This window comes from Desulfovibrio sp. 6_1_46AFAA (assembly GCF_000224635.1).
Lineage (GTDB): Bacteria > Desulfobacterota > Desulfovibrionia > Desulfovibrionales > Desulfovibrionaceae > Desulfovibrio > Desulfovibrio fairfieldensis.
The window spans coordinates 139,069-156,301 of sequence record NZ_JH114302.1 but is presented as its reverse complement, the minus strand read 5'-3'; the positions used below and the strand labels follow the sequence as shown (position 1 = coordinate 156,301).

At 63.3% G+C, this 17,233-nt stretch carries 15 protein-coding genes; 8 read left to right on the top strand and 7 right to left on the bottom strand.

The window, feature by feature from the left end; translation table 11 throughout:
• The first annotated feature begins 137 nt into the window (after positions 1-137).
• From HMPREF1022_RS07395 to HMPREF1022_RS07380, 4 genes are all read left to right on the top strand, one after another.
• Positions 138-1,403: a phenylacetate--CoA ligase family protein gene (locus tag HMPREF1022_RS07395; protein ID WP_008683254.1), complete on the top strand. Its 1,266-nt coding sequence runs from the start codon at positions 138-140 to the stop codon at positions 1,401-1,403.
• Positions 1,404-1,466: 63 nt separating this feature from the next.
• Entirely contained in the window at positions 1,467-1,862 is a 396-nt protein-coding gene (locus tag HMPREF1022_RS07390; RefSeq protein WP_009302604.1) for a hypothetical protein, read from the top strand.
• 235 nt (positions 1,863-2,097) lie between these two features.
• Positions 2,098-2,532: a calcium-binding protein gene (locus HMPREF1022_RS07385; RefSeq protein ID WP_009302603.1), complete on the top strand. Its 435-nt coding sequence runs from the start codon at positions 2,098-2,100 to the stop codon at positions 2,530-2,532.
• A 448-nt stretch (positions 2,533-2,980) separates the two neighbouring features.
• Positions 2,981-4,828 (top strand): YgiQ family radical SAM protein, encoded by a 1,848-nt coding sequence (locus HMPREF1022_RS07380; protein WP_009302602.1) that lies wholly within the window; start codon positions 2,981-2,983, stop codon positions 4,826-4,828.
• Between the two features lie 150 nt (positions 4,829-4,978).
• Here the strand turns inward: HMPREF1022_RS07380 and HMPREF1022_RS07375 are convergent, their stop codons facing one another.
• Positions 4,979-5,389 carry a diacylglycerol kinase gene (locus HMPREF1022_RS07375; protein ID WP_009302601.1) on the bottom strand — a complete coding sequence of 137 codons (411 nt, stop codon included), beginning with the start codon at positions 5,387-5,389 and terminating at the stop codon, positions 4,979-4,981.
• A gap of 118 nt (positions 5,390-5,507) precedes the next feature.
• Between HMPREF1022_RS07375 and HMPREF1022_RS07370 the strand changes: the two genes are divergently transcribed.
• The 3 genes from HMPREF1022_RS07370 (at position 5,508) to HMPREF1022_RS18530 (ending at position 6,370) form a co-directional block, all read left to right on the top strand.
• Entirely contained in the window at positions 5,508-5,732 is a 225-nt protein-coding gene (locus HMPREF1022_RS07370; RefSeq protein WP_009302599.1) for a SlyX family protein, read from the top strand.
• A gap of 35 nt (positions 5,733-5,767) precedes the next feature.
• The gene (locus HMPREF1022_RS07365) at positions 5,768-5,986 is read left to right on the top strand and encodes a hypothetical protein (protein ID WP_009302597.1); all 219 of its coding nucleotides are present in this window, start codon (positions 5,768-5,770) and stop codon (positions 5,984-5,986) included.
• A gap of 168 nt (positions 5,987-6,154) precedes the next feature.
• A complete protein-coding gene (locus HMPREF1022_RS18530; protein WP_332248523.1) occupies positions 6,155-6,370 on the top strand; it encodes a GNAT family N-acetyltransferase in 216 nt (71 codons plus the stop codon).
• A gap of 96 nt (positions 6,371-6,466) precedes the next feature.
• On the opposite strand, the gene HMPREF1022_RS07355 is transcribed toward HMPREF1022_RS18530, so the two are convergent.
• The 6 genes from HMPREF1022_RS07355 to aprB form a co-directional block, all read right to left on the bottom strand.
• Positions 6,467-7,192, bottom strand: a complete 726-nt coding sequence (locus tag HMPREF1022_RS07355) for a hypothetical protein (RefSeq protein ID WP_009302595.1) — start codon at positions 7,190-7,192, stop codon at positions 6,467-6,469.
• A 201-nt stretch (positions 7,193-7,393) separates the two neighbouring features.
• Positions 7,394-8,578, bottom strand: coding sequence for a quinone-interacting membrane-bound oxidoreductase complex subunit QmoC (gene qmoC, locus HMPREF1022_RS07350; protein WP_009302593.1), 1,185 nt, complete (start codon positions 8,576-8,578; stop codon positions 7,394-7,396).
• 13 nt (positions 8,579-8,591) lie between these two features.
• Positions 8,592-10,868 (bottom strand): hydrogenase iron-sulfur subunit, encoded by a 2,277-nt coding sequence (locus HMPREF1022_RS07345; protein ID WP_008683230.1) that lies wholly within the window; start codon positions 10,866-10,868, stop codon positions 8,592-8,594.
• Between the two features lie 5 nt (positions 10,869-10,873).
• Entirely contained in the window at positions 10,874-12,109 is a 1,236-nt protein-coding gene (locus HMPREF1022_RS07340) for a CoB--CoM heterodisulfide reductase iron-sulfur subunit A family protein (protein ID WP_009302591.1), read from the bottom strand.
• Positions 12,110-12,450: 341 nt separating this feature from the next.
• The gene (gene aprA, locus HMPREF1022_RS07335) at positions 12,451-14,439 is read right to left on the bottom strand and encodes an adenylyl-sulfate reductase subunit alpha (RefSeq protein WP_008683226.1); all 1,989 of its coding nucleotides are present in this window, start codon (positions 14,437-14,439) and stop codon (positions 12,451-12,453) included.
• A 37-nt stretch (positions 14,440-14,476) separates the two neighbouring features.
• Positions 14,477-14,965: an adenylyl-sulfate reductase subunit beta gene (gene aprB / locus HMPREF1022_RS07330; protein ID WP_008683225.1), complete on the bottom strand. Its 489-nt coding sequence runs from the start codon at positions 14,963-14,965 to the stop codon at positions 14,477-14,479.
• Positions 14,966-15,384: 419 nt separating this feature from the next.
• Here aprB and HMPREF1022_RS07325 point away from each other — a divergent pair, with 419 nt between their 5' ends.
• Entirely contained in the window at positions 15,385-17,136 is a 1,752-nt protein-coding gene (locus HMPREF1022_RS07325; protein WP_009302589.1) for a hypothetical protein, read from the top strand.
• The last annotated feature ends 97 nt before the right edge of the window (positions 17,137-17,233 follow it).

The following is a 17,233-nucleotide window of genomic DNA, read 5'->3' as shown; positions in this document are numbered from 1 at the left end:
CGCCGTGAGCATGATCAAGAATCATTTTTGTTTGCATATAACATATTGAAATATCAATATAAATAAAAAAATACTTGCAATAGTACAGATCATTGCTTACATATGGTGCCTCCCATCAATATTACAAGGCGAACGTCATGACCCGCAAAGACCGTACTGAAGGCATTTACAGCCGCCGTGAAGTGCTCGACGAGAGCGAGCGCCGCCAATACTGCCTGATCCAGCTCAAGGATCTGCTCTCTTACGCCTACCGCTATTCGGAAGACGTCAAAAAGCGTTTTGACCGCGCGCAGTTCAATGTGGAGAAGTTCAAGACTCTCTCGGACATCAAGCACATCCCCATTCTGAAAAAGAAAGAACTGATCTTTCTGCAGTCCATGGGGCCGCGTCTGGGCGGGCTGCTGACCAAGGACATCGGCGAACTCAAGCGCATCTTTCTTTCGCCCGGCCCCATCTTCGATCCCGAAGACCGGGGAGAGGACTACTGGGGCTATACCGAAGCCTTCTATTCCGTGGGCTTCCGCCCCGGCGACGCGGTGCAGAACACCTTCAACTACCAGCTCACGCCCGCGGGCCTGATGTTTGAAGAACCCCTGCGCAACCTGGGCTGTGCGGTGATCCCGGCCGGGCCGTCCGACGCGGCCACCCAGCTGGACATCATGCAAAAGCTGCGCGTCTCCGGTTATGTGGGCACGCCCAGCTTCCTCATGCACCTGGCCCAGAAGGCCGAGGAAAAGGGCCTGAATCTGCGCAAGGATCTTTTTCTGGAAGTGGCTTTCGTCACCGGCGAGCGTCTCTCGGAAAAAATGCGCTCCCAGATGGAAAAGAAATACGACCTGATCATGCGCCAGGGCTACGGCACGGCGGACGTGGGCTGCATCGGCTATGAATGCTTTCACAAGACCGGCCTGCACATCGCCAACCGCTGCTATGTGGAAATCTGCCATCCGGACACCGGCATTCCGCTCAAGGACGGCGAAGTGGGCGAAATCGTGGTCACGGCCTTCAACAAGACGTATCCGCTGATCCGCCTGGCCACGGGCGACCTTTCCTACATCGACCGCAGCCCCTGCGCCTGCGGCCGCACCAGCCCGCGCCTGGGCAGCATTGTGGGCCGCGTGGACACCACCGCCCGCATCATGGGCATGTTCGTCTACCCGCATCAGGTGGAGCAGGTCATGAGCCGTTTCGAGGAGATCAAGCGTTGGCAGATCGAGGTCACCAACCCCGGCGGCATCGACGAAATGACGCTGTTCATCGAAACCAGCGGCTTCAAGCGCGAAGAGGAGCTGCTGCACCAGTTCCGCGAAAAAATCAAGCTGCGCCCCGAACTGCGCGTTCTGGCTCCGGGCAGCCTGCCGCCGCAGATCCGGCCCATCGAGGACAAGCGCCACTGGGATTAACCGCTGTTGCAAAAGCCCGGCCTCTTGGCCGGGCTTTTGTCTATTCTTCAAAAGGAGGACGACATGTCCGATCAGAATACCGCTGAAACCCTGGCCGGGCTCATCCAATGGCTCAGAGAGCGCCATGACAGGATCATGGCCGTGGAGGCCGAGGCCCTGCGCCTGCTTGAATCCGGGAACACGCCCGGCCACAACGCCAAAATGCGCGAAAAAGCCGAAATGCTCGCCGCCCTGGGCGAGGACGCCAAGCCCCTGTTGGCCGGACTGCCCGGCGAACTGCGCTTCAACCTGGCTCTGGCCCTGGAACGTTTTTCGGGCAGCGCCCGCAATGCGCTGGGCCTCAATTCGGTCTTTTACATGTCCGCCCTGCTCTATCCCGAGGACCACAAACAGGGCGAGCCCGACGACCTGAAGGTCTGCATCGACCGCGTGGAGCGCGAAGGCGAAAATTTTTCCTAGAGCAGATCAAGGTTGAGAATTGACATTCTCAACGTTTTTAAGATGCTCGCCCTGCTCTCGATGGCCGTATGGCGCGCTTCGCGTGCCAACGGCCACGGCCCTGGCCGCCGAAGAGGCTGGACAGGGACGACGGATTGGCCGATACTAAAAAAATCGGCGGCCCTCCGACCGCCGAAAGAATTGTTTCGCGCCGCACGGCGCGGGCAAGACAAAATCCACGTATAAGGAGCAAATTATGACGCGTGTACTGCGTTTTCCGGCCCTGCCGGTTTTGTTGCGGATGTTCGCCCTGCTGGCCCTGGCGGGCCTGCTGGCTCTGCCCGCCCTTCAGGCCCGGGCGGCCGACGATCCGGCCAAGGCGGCCTCAAAGGACAAATTCGAGGAAATGGATAAAAACAAGGACGGCAAAGTGATTCTGGAAGAATTCCAGGCCTCTTTCCCCAATATGAAGGAAAGCGCCTTTGTCGTCATTGACAAAAACGGCGACGGCGCCATTGACCGCGTGGAATGGGATGAATTTCTCAAAGGCCACGCGGCGGGCATGAAGCCCGGCATGGGCGGCATGCCGCCCCAGATGGGCGCTCCCATGAACAATATGCCCGGCGATCCCATGATTCCGTCGCCGGACAGCGCGGACATGCCTCTGGTTACGCCGCCCAATGGCCGCTGATAAACACAAGGCCCCGCCTTTTCCCGTGCCCTGGCGTCCGGCAACGACGCCTGGCACGGAAGAAGCGGGCGCAGCTTCCCCGCGCCGGCCGGAAACGTCCGGCGCGCCTCTTTCTCCGGCCCGCCGGGAACGCCCCGCGCGCGGAGCCCGGCCACGCCCGCGTCGTCAAAGCGCTCCCCGAAATGCGGAGACTCAAGGCCAGCCGCATTGTCCCCAATTTCCCGACATTTCAGCGCCGTCGGATGCAGGCGCATACGGACAAGCCGACCCCGGCCCGCGTTCCCGGACGATGCCGTGCGGGCCGGATAAAAAATGGCGGCCCGGCGCTCTCGCGGAAAATATGCCGGATACGGCAAATGCCCCGGCCCGGCCCGACCATTCGACACGATTGCGCCATCCAGGAGGTTCGGGAGGTCCGGCAGCCCTGGCCCAGCCCCGCTTTCTGCCCATGTCCCGCGAAGAGATGCTCGCCCTGGGCTGGGACGAACTGGACGTGCTGCTGATCAACGGCGACGCCTATGTGGACCATCCTTCCTTCGGCTGCGTGCTGCTGGCGCGCTGGCTGATCCATCACGGCTTCCGCACCGGCCTGGTGGCCCAGCCCCGCTGGGACAGCCCCGACGACCTGCTGGTCATGGGGCGGCCCCGCCTGTTCGCGGGCGTCAGCGCCGGAGCCCTGGACTCCCTGCTGGCCCATTACACGGCCTTTCGCAAAAAACGCCATGACGATGCCTACACCCCCGGCGGTAAGGCGGGCGCGCGACCCAACCGGGCCTGCCTGGTATACGCCAACCTGGCGCGCCGGGCCTTTCCCGGCCTGCCCCTGGTGCTGGGCGGCATTGAAGCCTCCCTGCGGCGGGTCAGCCATTACGATTTCTGGACCGACGCCCTGCGCCGCCCCATTCTTATGGACGCCAAGGCTGACTTGCTGGTCTGGGGCATGGGCGAACGCGCTATTCTGGAATGTGCCCGCCGCCTGGATCAAGACCGGAATCAGGGCCGGGACCAGAGCCAGGGCGCGAACGTGCTGGCCGGAATTCCCGGCACGGCCTGGCTTGACAAACTGAACGCCGAGGGCCGACCCGCCAAGCCGCCCGCCACGCTGGCGGACGCGCCGCTGATGACCCTGCCAAGCCATCAGCAGCTGCTGGACGAACCGGAACAATTGCTCAGACTGACCCAGATGCTGGAACAGCAGGTGCACCGGGGCGACGCCTGGGCCTTTGAGCCCGTGGACGGCCGCGCCCTGGTTCTGGCCCCGCCTCCCGCGCCCCTGACTACGGCGGAAATGGACGAACTCTACAGCCTGCCCTTTTGCCGGGAGGCCCATCCCGTCTATACGCAGCCTATTCCGGCGGCGGAAATGCTGCGCACCAGCATCACCAGCCACCGGGGCTGCGGCGGAGGCTGTTCGTTCTGTTCCCTGGCCCTGCATCAGGGGCGCCACATCAGCTCGCGCTCGGCGGACTCCATTCTGGCCGAGGCGCGCGCTCTGGGCCGTGACGCGGCCTCCGGCAGACGGAGCAAGGCTGGCGTGGCCATTTCCGACGTGGGCGGCCCCACAGCCAATATGTGGCAGGCCCACTGCGCTCTGGAAGACGCGGGGACCAAGGCGGGGAGCGACGGCCCGACCGGCATGCGCAAAAGCCGCTGCCGCCGTTCCAGTTGTTGTTTTCCCACGGTCTGTAAGGCCTTTGTGGCCCCGCAGCGCAAGCATGTGGAACTGCTGCGCGCGGTGGCGGCTCTGCCCGAAGTCAAACAGGTGCGTGTCGCCAGCGGCGTGCGCGCGGACCTTGCCCTGCGCGATGCCGAGGCTCTGGCTGCCTATACCGGCGAGTTCACGGGCGGGCAGCTCAAAGTGGCCCCGGAACACTGCGCGCCCTCGGTGCTGGCCCTGATGCGCAAACCCCCGCTGGCGGTTTTCGAGGCCTTTCTGGAGAGTTTCGTCCGCCAGAGCCGGGCCGCCGGACGTGAGCAGTATGTGGTGCCCTATCTGATGAGCGCCTTTCCCGGCTGCACGGATGAAGACATGTATGCCCTGGCCCACTGGCTGCGCCAGCGCCGCTGGAATCCGCGCCAGACCCAGTGCTTCATCCCCACGCCGGGCACCATTGCCACGGCTATGTATTATTGTGCTAAAAATGAAGCCGGTGAAGATATTGAAGTGGCCCGCAGCGACGCGGCCCGGCTGCGCCAGCATCGCATTCTCATGCCGGTGGCGGAAACGGCGGAGAGCCCTCGCAAGCCTCAGGGCATGCGCAGGTCCGAAAACCGGCAAGATCGCAGGAAGCGCTGATCAATGAAGATTTTTGTTCTCTGCCAAGGGCGCAAGTCGTTGTCGCGTCGGCGGTTTGCTTGAGCCTACGGCTAAAGCAAGGCGAACACCGGGCGGAGGGAGTGGGCCTGGCACAGGCAGAGGACAAAAAGAGTATGAATCAGCGCTTCCTTAAAAAAAGCGACCGATCAGATACGTGCCCCAGACCACGAGGATACAGATCTGGGCGGTGAATTGCGCGGCGCTGCCCATGTCCTTGGCTTTTTTGGACAGGGGATGCAGTTCGGGCGAAATGCGGTCCACCACGTTTTCAATGGCGCTGTTCAGCAACTCCACCAGCAGTGCCACTACCAACACCAGGGCCAGCAGCACGCGGTCGCCCCAGGCCTGGCCCAGCCAGCAGGCCAGCGGCAGGCCCGCGAGGCAGCCCCAGACTATCTGGCGGAAAGCCTGCTCGTCCCGCCAGGCCGCCGTAAAGCCGTCGCGGGAATAGCGGCAGGCATTCCAGAGTCGCCGCAGACCGGAACGCCCTTTGAGCTGGTTGCGGAGATTGTCCGGCGTCTGTGGACCATGCGCAGCCATGTCGCCCCCTTACAACTATCGTCCGCCCCGGACAAAACGCCGGGCGCGTCCGGGCCAGTGTGCCTGAAAAAGCCCGGACGCGCCAGTGCGGCGTAAACAGGGAACCAGGGAGAAAACCATGCCCGATCCGGAACAACGTCTGGCCCGCCTGGAGGAGCTGAGCTTCTTTCAGGAAGAACAGCTCAGGCAACTTAACGCCGCGCTCACGGCCCAGCAGACCCAGCTGGACAAGGTGGAGCGGGATCTGGCCGACGCGCTGGCCGTGATCCGCCTTTTGCGCGAAAAGCTGGCCGAGCAGCCGGAAAACACGCTGCCGCCGCATTTCATGCCGGAACGCTACTGACGCACTTCAAGGGTTAAAGATTCTTTGGAGGTGGGATGGAAATCATTTCCGTCCGCGCGCAGCCGGGCTGTGCGGATGCCGCCATCGCCTTTCTGCAACAGGCCTGGGGCGGCGGCAACAATGAGATCATGTATGAGGACTGCGTCCGGCACTGCCTGGGCAGCCCAAGCCCCCTGCCCCAGTGGTATCTGCTGCGCGACGGAGAGACGCTTGCGGGTTGCGCCGGATTGATCCCTAGAGTGAATTCACTTTGAAATTGTGCCAATTTCAAAGCTGACGCTGCCCTCACCCTGCGGCGGGAACGTGGTCCCGCCTTGGCTTCAGGCGCGGGCGTCCGCTCACTCGGCCACCAGAGCATTTCAACATTTTCAAAGTTGAAATGCTCTAATGATTTCATCAGCCGCATGGATCTCTGACCCTGGATCTGCGCGCTGTATGTGGCGCGGGAACACCGGGGCCATGAATACGGCCGCCGACTGCTGGATTACGCCAAGGCTGACGCCTGGCGGCTCGGTTTCCGCAAAATCTATCTCAGCACGGAACACATCGGCTATTACGAACGCTACGGCTTTGCCTATCTGGGGCAAGGCTGGCGCCCTTGGGGCGAAAGCTCGCGCATCTACGCGGCTCCGCTCTGAACCCGGCCGCAACGCGTCCGCGTGTCCTTTCCGCAAAAAACGGCCCTTCCGCCAAGGCGGAAGAGCCGTTTTGCATTCACAAAGTCCGAACAGCGGCTAGAAACCGAAGCCGTCCGAATTGGAACCGGAGGCACCGAAACCGAAATCATCCGGCACCGCATTTTCCTCAGCGGGCGCGGCCTCTGCGGCGTCAGCCCCGGCTACGGCGGCACCGGCGGCCACACCGCCCACCACCATGCCCTTGAGGCCGTCCTTGATGGCGTCCTTGATGGTCTGCATCAGGTCGTCATGGCTCACGGCCACCTTGCCCTGGAATTCGGCCACCTGCTTGCGCAGGCCGCCCATGTCGGAATTCATGGTCTTGATCTTGGCTTCCAGCTCGTCGCATTTTTTCTGGAGCGCCTCGGCGCGGGCCTCGGCGGGTTCCAGTTCACGCACGCGCTCTTCCAGCTTGACCACGGCGGCGGTCTGCGCGGACAGACTGGCGAAGGTATCCGCCAGATAATCCAGGGTCTGGCCGGCCAGGGCCTTGGTACGGCCGTCCATCGGGGTCAGTGAGACATTGTCGCCCAGCATGCCGCGCCCACGGGTGACGAAGCCTTCCCAGGACTGGTCCTCGCTCCAGGTCAGGTCCATGAATTTGGGGTACCAGCGGGCCAGCCAGGCCGCCGCGAACGGCCCCACGGCCTTGGCGCAGCAGTCGCAGGCGATGGAGCGCCCCACCACATAACCGGCGATATCCTTGATGTCCACGCCCTCTTTGCCCACCACCAGGGCCAGCACGGATTCCACGGGAAATACTTTGCGATCACTATCAGACATGGCGGCCTCCTCCTCGGAGATCGTTATTTTTTACTTTGATGCGTTGCTCTTTCCTTCCGCCTTACCCACTCTCACCGGTGGGTGAGATTTTTTGTTCGCTGGCAAGGCACACAAATTTTTTGCGGAGGGCGCGGGCTCTTCGGCCCGTAACCGGAGCAAAAAACGCCGTGTAACGCCGCCAGCGGCAAAAAGGCTCAGCCGCTAGTTGCTTCGCCCGTACATGCGAACATAGACAAGGGCCGCCGTGCGGTACACGAAATGCCCCAACTTGGACCAGGGCAAATAGGCGAAGAGCATCCAGACAAAGACCAGATGCAGATAATAGACCACAAAGGCTGGCTTGATGGCGTCCGCCAGGCGGAAGCACTGGGAAAGCACGCCGGTCACGGCCACCAGCCAGATGATCCCCAGCAGGTACCAGTCATAGAAGCTGGAGCCCTGGTATTCGGGGTTCAGGCGCAGGCGGCGCACCGTGAGAATGGCCAGGCCCGCGAGCAGCATGAGCGCGCCGATGTTGGCCAGAATCTTGACCGGGAAGGTCAGGGGCATGGGCGTCTCGATCTTGATCATGGGAATGATCTTGCCGCCCCAGTGGCCCACAGCCACGATGGCGGTGACGCAAGCCAGGATGACGAAGCTCCAGACCAGGATAGCGTGGCCGTACTTGCGGTTGGGCGTGTCCACGCCGGTGGCCGGGCCGTCCTCGCAGTCGTTGAACTTGCGGTGGGTAATGACCTCATCCCAGAGCACGTCCCAGAGGTGCCAGACCCAGCACTTGGTTTTTCCGATGACCGTCATGCGGCCCTCGGGCTTGAACATGGCCCAGAGTTTCATCACCCCGCGCAACAGGATGAAGCAGGCCCCGAAGAAGGTGATCATGAAGATGGGGTCGATGGTATAGTCGCCGTAGAAGATCTGGCCGAAGACGATGCGGCCGTCAGCGGCGCGCGGAAACCACTCGCCGTTGTTGTACCCGGCGCGAATCCACCAGACGATGAGCCAGAGCGCCGCCGGAATGGCGAAGAGAATGGGCAGGCCCGAGGCTTTGCTCATCCACTTGCCCACGATGGAGGGCGCGGTAAGGTCCTTATAGATCACGTTGCGGGCCGCGGCCATCATGTCCGCAGGCTTGGCGCCGCGCGGGCAGAGATCCGAGCAGTTGCCGCAGTTGTGGCAGAGCCAGAGGTCCACGTCGGCGCGCAGTTTGTCCTTGAGGCCCCAGGAAGCCCAGACCATTTCCTTGCGCGGATAGGGCGCGTTGGCCGGAGCGAGCGGGCAGGCCACGGAACAGGTGGCGCACTGGAAGCACTTTTTGAGGGATTCGCCCCCCGCTTCCGTGAGCTCCCGGGTAAACTCAAGATCCGGTTTAAGCGTACATTGTGCCATTGCTGCCATCCTCCTACATGCCCTTGAACGGGTTGGGGCCCATAGCCGAAATGCGGGCCACGAAGCCGTCGATCAGATCGGGCACCTTGTCATATTCGTCAATGGCCACTTCCAGCTGATCCACGCGCTCGGGCTGCACGCCCAGACGGTTGAGCGTCTCGGCGATGTTTTCCTTGCGGCGGTTGCAGATTTCGGAGCCTTTCACAAAGTGGCACTGGTAATCGTCGCCGTATTTGCAGCCCAGCAGCATCACGCCGTCAAAGCCCTTGCTCATGGCGTCGGACACCCAGATGGCGTTGACCGAACCCAGGCAGCGCACCGGGATGATGCGACAGTAGGGGCTCCAGCTCTTGCGGCGCATACCGGCCATGTCCAGGGCCGGGTAGGCGTCGTTTTCACAGGCCAGGATCAGGATGCGCGGGCCTTCTTTCTTGAAGTCCTTGGGCACCTGAACCTCGCGGATCATGGAGCCGATCTGGTCGATATTGTAGTTGGCAAAGGAGATCACGCGCTCGGGGCAGGCGCCGAAGCAGGTGCCGCAGCGGCGGCAACGGGCCGGATTGGGCTTGGGCGTGCCTTTTTCGTCGTCGTCCAGGGCGCCGAAGGGGCATTCCTCGGTGCAGCGCTTGCACTGGGTGCAGCGCACGAAGTTGAACACCGGGTAGGAGCGGTCGCCGGAACGCGGGTGCACGGACACGCCGTGCTCGGCCGCTTCAATGCACTGTATGGCCTTGAGCACGGCGCCCCTGGCGTCTTCCTCGCAGGCGTCCATGGTCAGGGGCTGACGCACGCAGCCCGCCGCGTAGACGCCGGTACGCCGGGTCTCGTAGGGGAAGCAGATATAGTTGGAGTCCGCGAAACCGTCAAAAAGCTCCAGATCCGGGAAATCCGGGCCCTGGCGGTAAGCGAACCCCACGGTCACGTCCTTGGCCGTGGTGGGCACCAGGCCCGTGGGCAGAACCACCAGGTCCACGTCCAGGTCGAAATCCATGCCCAGCAGGGTGTTTTTGCAGGCCACCACCATGCGGTCGCCGTGATCGCGGATTTCGGTCACATCGGCCTTGGTCATCATCACGCCCAGGCGGTCCTGCATCTTCTTGTAGAAGCGCTCGAGAATGCCGGGCACGGTCATATCTTTGTAGAGAATAAAGGCCTGGGTGGCGTCGTCGGTCTTTTCACAAATGGTGTTGGCCAGCCGCAGCATGCCCACGCTGTTCACCGCGTTGGAGTACTGCAGATGCTTGACGCTCTCCAGGTCTTCCTTGACAAAGGGCTTTTCCCCGCCCTCTTCCCCCGCGGGAGCGGGCTTGGCGGCCTCCGCTTCGGCCGGAGCCTCGGGGGCTTCCTCAGCGGCCTTGCGCACGGCCTCCTCGGCCAGGGTCGTGTCCAGCACAAAGGCGATGCGCCGGGCCGTCACTTCGCCGGCCACCAGCATTTTGCCGAACTGGGCCGCATGCACCACCTTGGGGCTCACGCCCAGGCCCATGGGGGCCAGGTATTTTTCATCCAGGGGCACCCAGCCGCTCGCCAGGACCACAGCGCCCACTTCCACGCTCACCGGGCCCCCGGCCGTGGCGATGACGGCCGTGAATTCACCGGGCTGGCCTTCCAGCTTTTCCATGCGGGCATTGAGATGCACCGTGATCTTGTCGTCAGCCGTGACCTTTTCGATCTTGGCCGCCAGGTTGGTGGGCTGCTTGTCGGTCCACAGCGGTCCCAGGGGCGAGGCGGTGGGAATGTTGTTGACCGCGCCGCCCAGCTTTTCGGCCTTTTCCACCAGCACCACTTCATAGCCGGTGGCCGCCGCCTCGGCCGCAGCCGTGAGGCCGGTCCAGCCGCCGCCGATGACCAGGATGCGGGCTACGCCCGGAATGGCCGCAGAGTCCGGCACCTCGCTCTTCTGCAGTTTGACCACGCCCATGTTCACATAGTCGCGGGCCATGAGGGTCAGCAGTTCCGGCGCGCCCTCGGCGCTGTCCACCGGGCTGTTGTCCGGATTCTTATAGGCCAGCACGCACTGCTCGCGCAGATTCACATGCTCCACCTGCACGGGGAAACGGTACAGGTCTCCGTCCACGCGCGGCGAAGCGCCGCAGAGCAGCACGCCGTCCAGGCCCTGGGCCTCGATATCGGCCTTGACTTCGTCCACCGCCTCGGCCAGCAGGGGAACGACCTTGACCACGGGAGTCAGGTCGCCCCACTTGTCGCGCGTTTGGGCGGCCAGGGCCTCCACGTCGAGGCCTCCGCCGATGTTCTGCAGGTCAAAATAGACGCCAATTTTACCGGCCATGCCGCCTACCTCCCTTTCACCGTTTGTACCGCCTTCAGGGCGGCGGCTGTGCCGGACTGCGCCGAGCGCGTCACATCCAGGGGCATGCGCGCGCAACCGGCCGCGAAAATGCCGGCCTCCTCGCCGCCCGCGATGAAGCCGTCTTCATCCAGGGGCAGGGGCAGCGGCGGATTTTCGCCGGCCAGCGAGGGCTGCATGCCTGTGGCCAGCACCACGAGATCATAGTCCAGGGTGAGTTTTTCGCCGCGCACGGCGTCTTCCACCGTGACGCGCACCTTGTCGCCGTCAGCCTGGACAGCGTCGGCCACCTTGCCCTTGACGAAACGCACGTTGGGCAAGGCCTTGACCTTTTCCAGAACGTTGACGTAGCGGCCGGGGGCGCGCAAATCAATGTAATAGACAGTGATCAGGGTATCCGGATTCTGTTCGGCGATGTACAGGCATTGCTTGAGCGAAGCCATACAGCAGATATAGGAACAGTAATTCAGATGGTTCTGGTCACGCGAGCCCGCGCACTGCACAAAGGCCACAGTGTGGGGGGCCCGGCCGTCCGAAGGACGGACGATGCGGCCGCCCGTGGGGCCGAAAGCCGAAGCCAGACGCTCCATCTGCATGTTGGAAATGCAGTTTTTCACCGAACCCGCGCCCAGATTGGTCAGGCGGGTCACGTCATAGGGCTTCCAGCCCGTGGCCACCACGATGGCGCCCACGTTCAGCTCGATCTCGTGCTCTTTTTCCGTAAGATTAAGAAATTTATTGCCCGCCACCCGCGCCGCGTCGGACTTGGACAGGGTGGAGGGGTCCAGCACATAGCGGCCGGGGAAGGCGAAAGGCATGGCTTTATACAAGCCCTTGCGCTTGGAAAGGCCCAGATCGAATTCGCTGGGAGTTTCGCCTTCCAGGCTGGAGGCCAGCAGGCTGAAGTCCACGTTGTGGGGCGCGGTGCGGCGCGGGCTCAGGCGGACCCGCACGCTGTAGTCGCCCTTGCGGCCCGTGAGCCCCGTGACTTCGGCCATGGTCAGGCATTTGATGCGCGGGTTTTTCCTGATGCGCTGGAACTGTATTTCCAAGCCGCAGGAGGGGGGACAGAGTTTGGGGAAATATTTGTTGAGCTGAGCCACGCGGCCGCCGAGCCAGGGCGACTTTTCGACGATATAGACGTCGTGGCCCAGTTCCGCCGCTTCAATGGCGGCTGTGAGGCCTGAAAAGCCGCCGCCCACGACGAGAATGGCATTGGACATCCTGGATATCCTCCTGCGTTGTTGCATAGCGGCTGAAGAAGGAAGACCGGCCTCCCGCCGCGGGAAAAAAGAGGGCGGACCACAAAGGGCCAACCCTGACAGATGGCCGGCTCCGCCTGAACGGACCGGGCCGCAAGAACTGCTCGCGCATCCTTGCCGCGAGATGGGTGCCGAAGGTTGCCCTCCACCAGGCAGACATCTCAAGCCTGAACCGTTCTCAGGAACCCGCGCGACCGCCGGAAACGGCATACCGTTTCTTGACGGCCCCACGCGCCGGATCGCCGGCGCCGCCGGCAACGGGGGCGGCCCGAGGGCCGCCCCCTGATGGTCAATACCGCCGACTAGTCGGGGATGATCTGGTAGTAGGGCTTCTTGAAGATCTTGGTCTCGCCGGTGGCGGGATCGTACTTGGAGTTCACGAAGCACTTCCACTTGCTGTCGTCCAGACCCATGAAGTCGGCACGATAGTAGAAGCCGGGATAACGGGATTCCTCACGGAAGGCGATGTGCTGCATGTGCAGGCGCACGGTCCAGAGGCGATGGTAGTTTTCCCAGCAGCGCAGCAGTTCGTGCAGGTCGCGGGCGGCCAGCTTCTGGGAGTCTTCTTCCATCATGGCCAGCAGATTGAAGCCCGTGTCGAGCAGCGCCTGGGAGGTGGTGTAGTAGGTGGCCACGCCGCCGCCGTATTCATCGGTGCACTTGATGAGGCGCATCATGAAGTTCTTGGGCGTGATGTAGTTCGGGTTCACCACGGGATCCGTGGAAATGGCTTTGCCTTCCACGAAGTTATAGTACGGACGATAGATCAGCTTGCGCAGTTCGTCGGCCGATTCCTTGATTTCAGGATTGAAGTCCTTGTGGTCCAGGCACCAGCGAACCATCTGCTTGCCGGCGATACGGCCTTCGGCGTGCGAGCCGGAGGAGAACTTGTGCCCGGAAGCGCCCACGCCGTCGGCGCAGGTGAACAGGCCTTCCACGGTGGTCATGCGGTTGTAGACCTTGCCGTTGGAGGCTCTGACCTTGTAGTCCTCGGGCACCCAGGCTTCGTCCGGACCGGACACCCAGATACCGCAGCAGCCGGAGTGCGAACCGAGCAGATAGGGCTCGGTGGGCATGATCTCGGAGCCGCGTTCCTCGGGGGCGGTGTTGGTGCAGGCCCACAGGTTGGCCTGGCCCACGCACATATCGAGGAAGTCTTCCCAAGCTTCGGACTCAAGGTCCTTCTGCTCTTCTTCGTTCAGGCTGGCGAAGGTGTTCAGCAGGGCGGTCTTGGTGTCCATGTAGATGGGGCCGCGGCCTTCGCGCATTTCACGCAGCATCATGTGGTTGCGCAGGCAGGTGGGGATGACGTTGCCCTTGGCGTAGCCGCGGTCCTCGTAGGGCTTCAGCATGGCCTTGTTGGTCGCGCAGTAGTCTTCACCCTTGGAGTTGGTGGCCTTGGCCTTGAACAGCAGGAACCAGGCACCCACCGGGCCGTAACCGTCCTTGAAACGGGCGGGCACGAAGCGGTTTTCCATCATGGTCATCTCAGCGCCGACCTGAGCGCACATGGTGTAGGTGGAACCGGCGTTCCACACGGGATACCAGGCGCGGCCCATGCCTTCACCGGTGGAGCGGGGGCGGTACACGTTCACCGCGCCGCCGGCGGCCACCATAACGGTGTTGGCTTTGAAGATATGCACCTCGTTGGCGCGCAGGTTGAAGCCCACGGCGCCCGCGATGCGGTTGGGGGTGTTTTTGTCGAGCAGCAGCTTCACGATGAAGATGCGTTCCATGATCCGGTCTTCGCCCAAGGCGTTCTTGGCCGCTTCGGCCACGATGCACTTGTAGGACTCACCGTTGATCATGATCTGCCAGCGGCCGGAACGCACGGGCTTGTCGCCCTTGCGCAGGGACTTGCCGGCGGCCTTGGCGGCGGCGCCGTTCAGGTTGTGGCCGTCGTCGCCTTTGATCCAGCAGGGAAGACCCCAGTCTTCGAACAGATGCACGGAGTCGTCCACATGCCGGCCCACGTCGAAGATCAGGTCTTCGCGGACCAGACCCATAAGGTCGGTGCGGACCATGCGCACGTAGTCGTCGGCGCTGTTTTCGCCAAGGTAGGTGTTGATGGCGGAAAGACCCTGCGCCACGGCGCCGGAGCGTTCCAGCGCGGCTTTGTCGCAGAGCATGATTTTCAGGCCATGTTTGTCACCCCAACGCACAGCTTCGTAAGCGACGCCGCAAGCGCCCATGCCGCCGCCCACGATGAGCAGGTCAACCGCATGTTCTTTCACTTCGGGTTCGCTGATGGCTACGCCCTTGGTCGCTTCCTTAACGGGAATCATCGGCATAATTGTTTCTCCTTATCGCACTAGCGGTTGAAACGGCTTAACGACCGTGTTCCATGCAGGTGAAGACCTTGTCGGCGTCGGACACGTCGAACTTCTTGCCCAAGGCTTCCTTCGGAGCGGCCAGAACCTGCTCGGTGAACAGCAGTTCATCTTCCAGGTTGGCGCCTTCGGGATGGCCTTCAAAGGGCTTGATGGAACCTTCAGGCGTGGTGCGAATGGGGAACTTGAAGCGTTTCACGCTACCGTTGCGGAACTTGACCGTCCACATGATGGAGTCGGCCGAACGCATGGGGATACAGGTGCCGCCCATGGGCGCGAAGTCCGCGTAGGGACGGGCCGTGATGGCGCCCTGCGGGCAGATCTTCACGCAGGAATAGCATTCCCAGCAAGCGTCGGGTTCCTGGTTGTAGGCCTTCATTTCCTCGGGGTCGAGGATCATCAGGTCGTTGGGGCAAATGTACATGCAGGCCGTCTTTTCGCCACCCTTGCAGCCGTCGCATTTGGACGGATCGACAAACGTCGGCATACGTATCCTCCAACTCTTAAAAGTGTTACAAAACTCCCGCCAAGCCCTCGGCGAGGCGTGCGCGATCCCTTGCCGGCACGCCAAGTCAGTCGCGCGCCTCGAAAATTATGGGGGCGCATGGCTTGCGCATTTAGTAACAAGCGAGCGCTGTTCGCGTCAAGCCCCTTTTGCAAAATTTCGCGGGATCTTCACAATGCCCTCCCCCGTAAAGCCAGTAAAACCAATGCCTAGAGCATATTCGGAAAAAGAGGCCGCGTAAAGCCCCCTTGCCGTTTTTTCCCGGCCGGGCGCCCGGGACAGGCTCGAAAACGCCCCCGGCGGCCGCCGCGTGCCCTTGCCAGCGGACGCGTTTCGGGCTAACAGGCTTGCGCAGACAAAAATCAACCCCCGCCGCACGCATTTCCCGCAGAGGACCGAGCATGACCGAGCAAGCCCACGACACCCGCCCCCGCCGCCCGTTGCGCGAGGTGGTCGGCGACATTGACCGCGACATCCTGCGCCTGCTGCTGCGCCGCCACAACCTGCTGGCGCGCATGCACAAAAGCAAGGGTTTTCTGGACCCAGCCGAGGAAAAGGCCCTGCGCGAATCCTGGGAGGCCGCCGTCTCCCGAGTGAGCCGCGACGCCCGCCTTTCCGGCCGTTTCTTTTCATTGATGCAGGAAGTGGAATTTCTGCCCCGGCCCAACATCAGCCAGGACCGTGAGGCGGGCGACGCCGGCCAGGACGCCGGGGCGGAACGCCGCCCGGCCTTCAACCTGGCTCCGCCCCTCAGACCCGTGCGTTTGAGCATGCCCGCGCCCCTGGCCTGCCGGGCCACGCGCGCCTGGCTCATGTTGGCCGCGGCTTCGGGCCGGCCCCTGCGCATTGAACCCGGCCTGATGAACGACCCCATCGTGGACTGCGTGAAGGCGCTCAATCAGCTCGGCGCCGCCCTGACCCGCGAAGAGGACGGCGTGACCGCCCGCGAGGCCGCGCCCCTGGGCGCGCCGGACAAGGTGCTGCACGTGGGCGACAGCGCCTGGAATTTCTTCCTGCTGCTGGGCCATTATCTGGGCCGCCCCTCGCGGGCCAAGTTCACCGGCGAAACGAGCCTCAAACTGGCGGATTTTTCCGCCGTGCGGCATTTTCTGCCGCAGATGGGCGCGCGCCTCGTGCATGTGGTGCCCAAGAGCGACGGCCTGCCCGCACGCCTGGAGTGCTCGGGCATTCTGCCGGACGCCGTGAGCCCGCCCGCCGACGTTCCGGCGGAGCTGGTTGAAGGCATCCTGCTGGCCGTGCCCTTTTATGAACGCGCCCTGACCTTGGATCTGGCCGCCCATCCGCAGCGGAAGCTGATTCTGGCCCGCGTGCTGCCCATTTTGCGCGCCGCCGGAGCGGATTTCAGCCTGACGGAAAGCCGCGTGCGCGTGGCGCCCGGCCCGCTGCGCCTGCCCGCGCGGCCCCGGTTGCCGCTGGAGCCTGAACTGGCCGTCTTTCTGCTGGGCCTGCCCCTGGTGCTTTCCGGCGAAACCCGCCTGGACGGCGACTGGCCGCAATGGCCGGGCGCGCAGGCCGCCTGGGAGCTTCTCCGGGCGCTGGGCCTGGATCTGCGCCTTGATTCGCGCCCCGGCCAACCCGACGAAAACAGGTCGGACAGCGCGGTGCGTGCCAAAGCCGACGCAACGCTGAAACGCGCCTGTCTCGCGGATCTGCCCGCCGAACTTCTGGCCGAGCTGCCGCCGGACTGGGCCCCCCTGCCCGTGGCCCTGGCCGCCTGCGCGGCCCTGCGCGGCGGCGAGGCGAGCCTGCCCGAGCTGCCCGGCGCGGACATGAGCGAAGTAACCAGTTTCCTTCACGCCGTGGGTCTGGAGCGGAGTGTCGAAGGACGTTTGTGCAAAACAGAACAAGCAGCCTCCCAACTGAACGCCGCCTCTGCCTGGAACGCCCCTTCGCCGGTCTGGGCCTTGGCCCTGGCCCTCACCGCCTGCGCGCGCGATGCGCGCGGCCAGGGCTTCCGCCTGGGCAATCCCGGCGTCATGACCGGCCTGTACCCGGCCTTCTGGGCTCTGTACAACGCCCTGCCCGAACCGGCGGCCAAACGGCCTGTCAGCGGTGAAACACCGGCGGCTCCCACCCGGCGGCGGATCATCACTTCAGTCGTGGCCGTGCCGCCGGAGCTGCCCGAGGAATAGAAGCGCGATTTTTCAACGGCCCCGGAGCAGATCAACTTTGAGTTCAGGAGGCCCGCCTCGGCGGTTGCGCCGGAGCCGCGGAGACGAACACCAAACA

Coding starts and splice junctions, on each gene's coding strand:
- HMPREF1022_RS07395 (WP_008683254.1), top strand. CDS start 138: ATGACCCGCAAAGACCGTACTGAAGGCATTTACAGCCGCCGTGAAGTG.
- HMPREF1022_RS07390 (WP_009302604.1), top strand. CDS start 1,467: ATGTCCGATCAGAATACCGCTGAAACCCTGGCCGGGCTCATCCAATGG.
- HMPREF1022_RS07385 (WP_009302603.1), top strand. CDS start 2,098: ATGACGCGTGTACTGCGTTTTCCGGCCCTGCCGGTTTTGTTGCGGATG.
- HMPREF1022_RS07380 (WP_009302602.1), top strand. CDS start 2,981: ATGTCCCGCGAAGAGATGCTCGCCCTGGGCTGGGACGAACTGGACGTG.
- HMPREF1022_RS07375 (WP_009302601.1), bottom strand. CDS start 5,389: ATGGCTGCGCATGGTCCACAGACGCCGGACAATCTCCGCAACCAGCTC.
- HMPREF1022_RS07370 (WP_009302599.1), top strand. CDS start 5,508: ATGCCCGATCCGGAACAACGTCTGGCCCGCCTGGAGGAGCTGAGCTTC.
- HMPREF1022_RS07365 (WP_009302597.1), top strand. CDS start 5,768: ATGGAAATCATTTCCGTCCGCGCGCAGCCGGGCTGTGCGGATGCCGCC.
- HMPREF1022_RS07355 (WP_009302595.1), bottom strand. CDS start 7,192: ATGTCTGATAGTGATCGCAAAGTATTTCCCGTGGAATCCGTGCTGGCC.
- qmoC (WP_009302593.1), bottom strand. CDS start 8,578: ATGGCACAATGTACGCTTAAACCGGATCTTGAGTTTACCCGGGAGCTC.
- HMPREF1022_RS07345 (WP_008683230.1), bottom strand. CDS start 10,868: ATGGCCGGTAAAATTGGCGTCTATTTTGACCTGCAGAACATCGGCGGA.
- HMPREF1022_RS07340 (WP_009302591.1), bottom strand. CDS start 12,109: ATGTCCAATGCCATTCTCGTCGTGGGCGGCGGCTTTTCAGGCCTCACA.
- aprA (WP_008683226.1), bottom strand. CDS start 14,439: ATGCCGATGATTCCCGTTAAGGAAGCGACCAAGGGCGTAGCCATCAGC.
- aprB (WP_008683225.1), bottom strand. CDS start 14,965: ATGCCGACGTTTGTCGATCCGTCCAAATGCGACGGCTGCAAGGGTGGC.
- HMPREF1022_RS07325 (WP_009302589.1), top strand. CDS start 15,385: ATGACCGAGCAAGCCCACGACACCCGCCCCCGCCGCCCGTTGCGCGAG.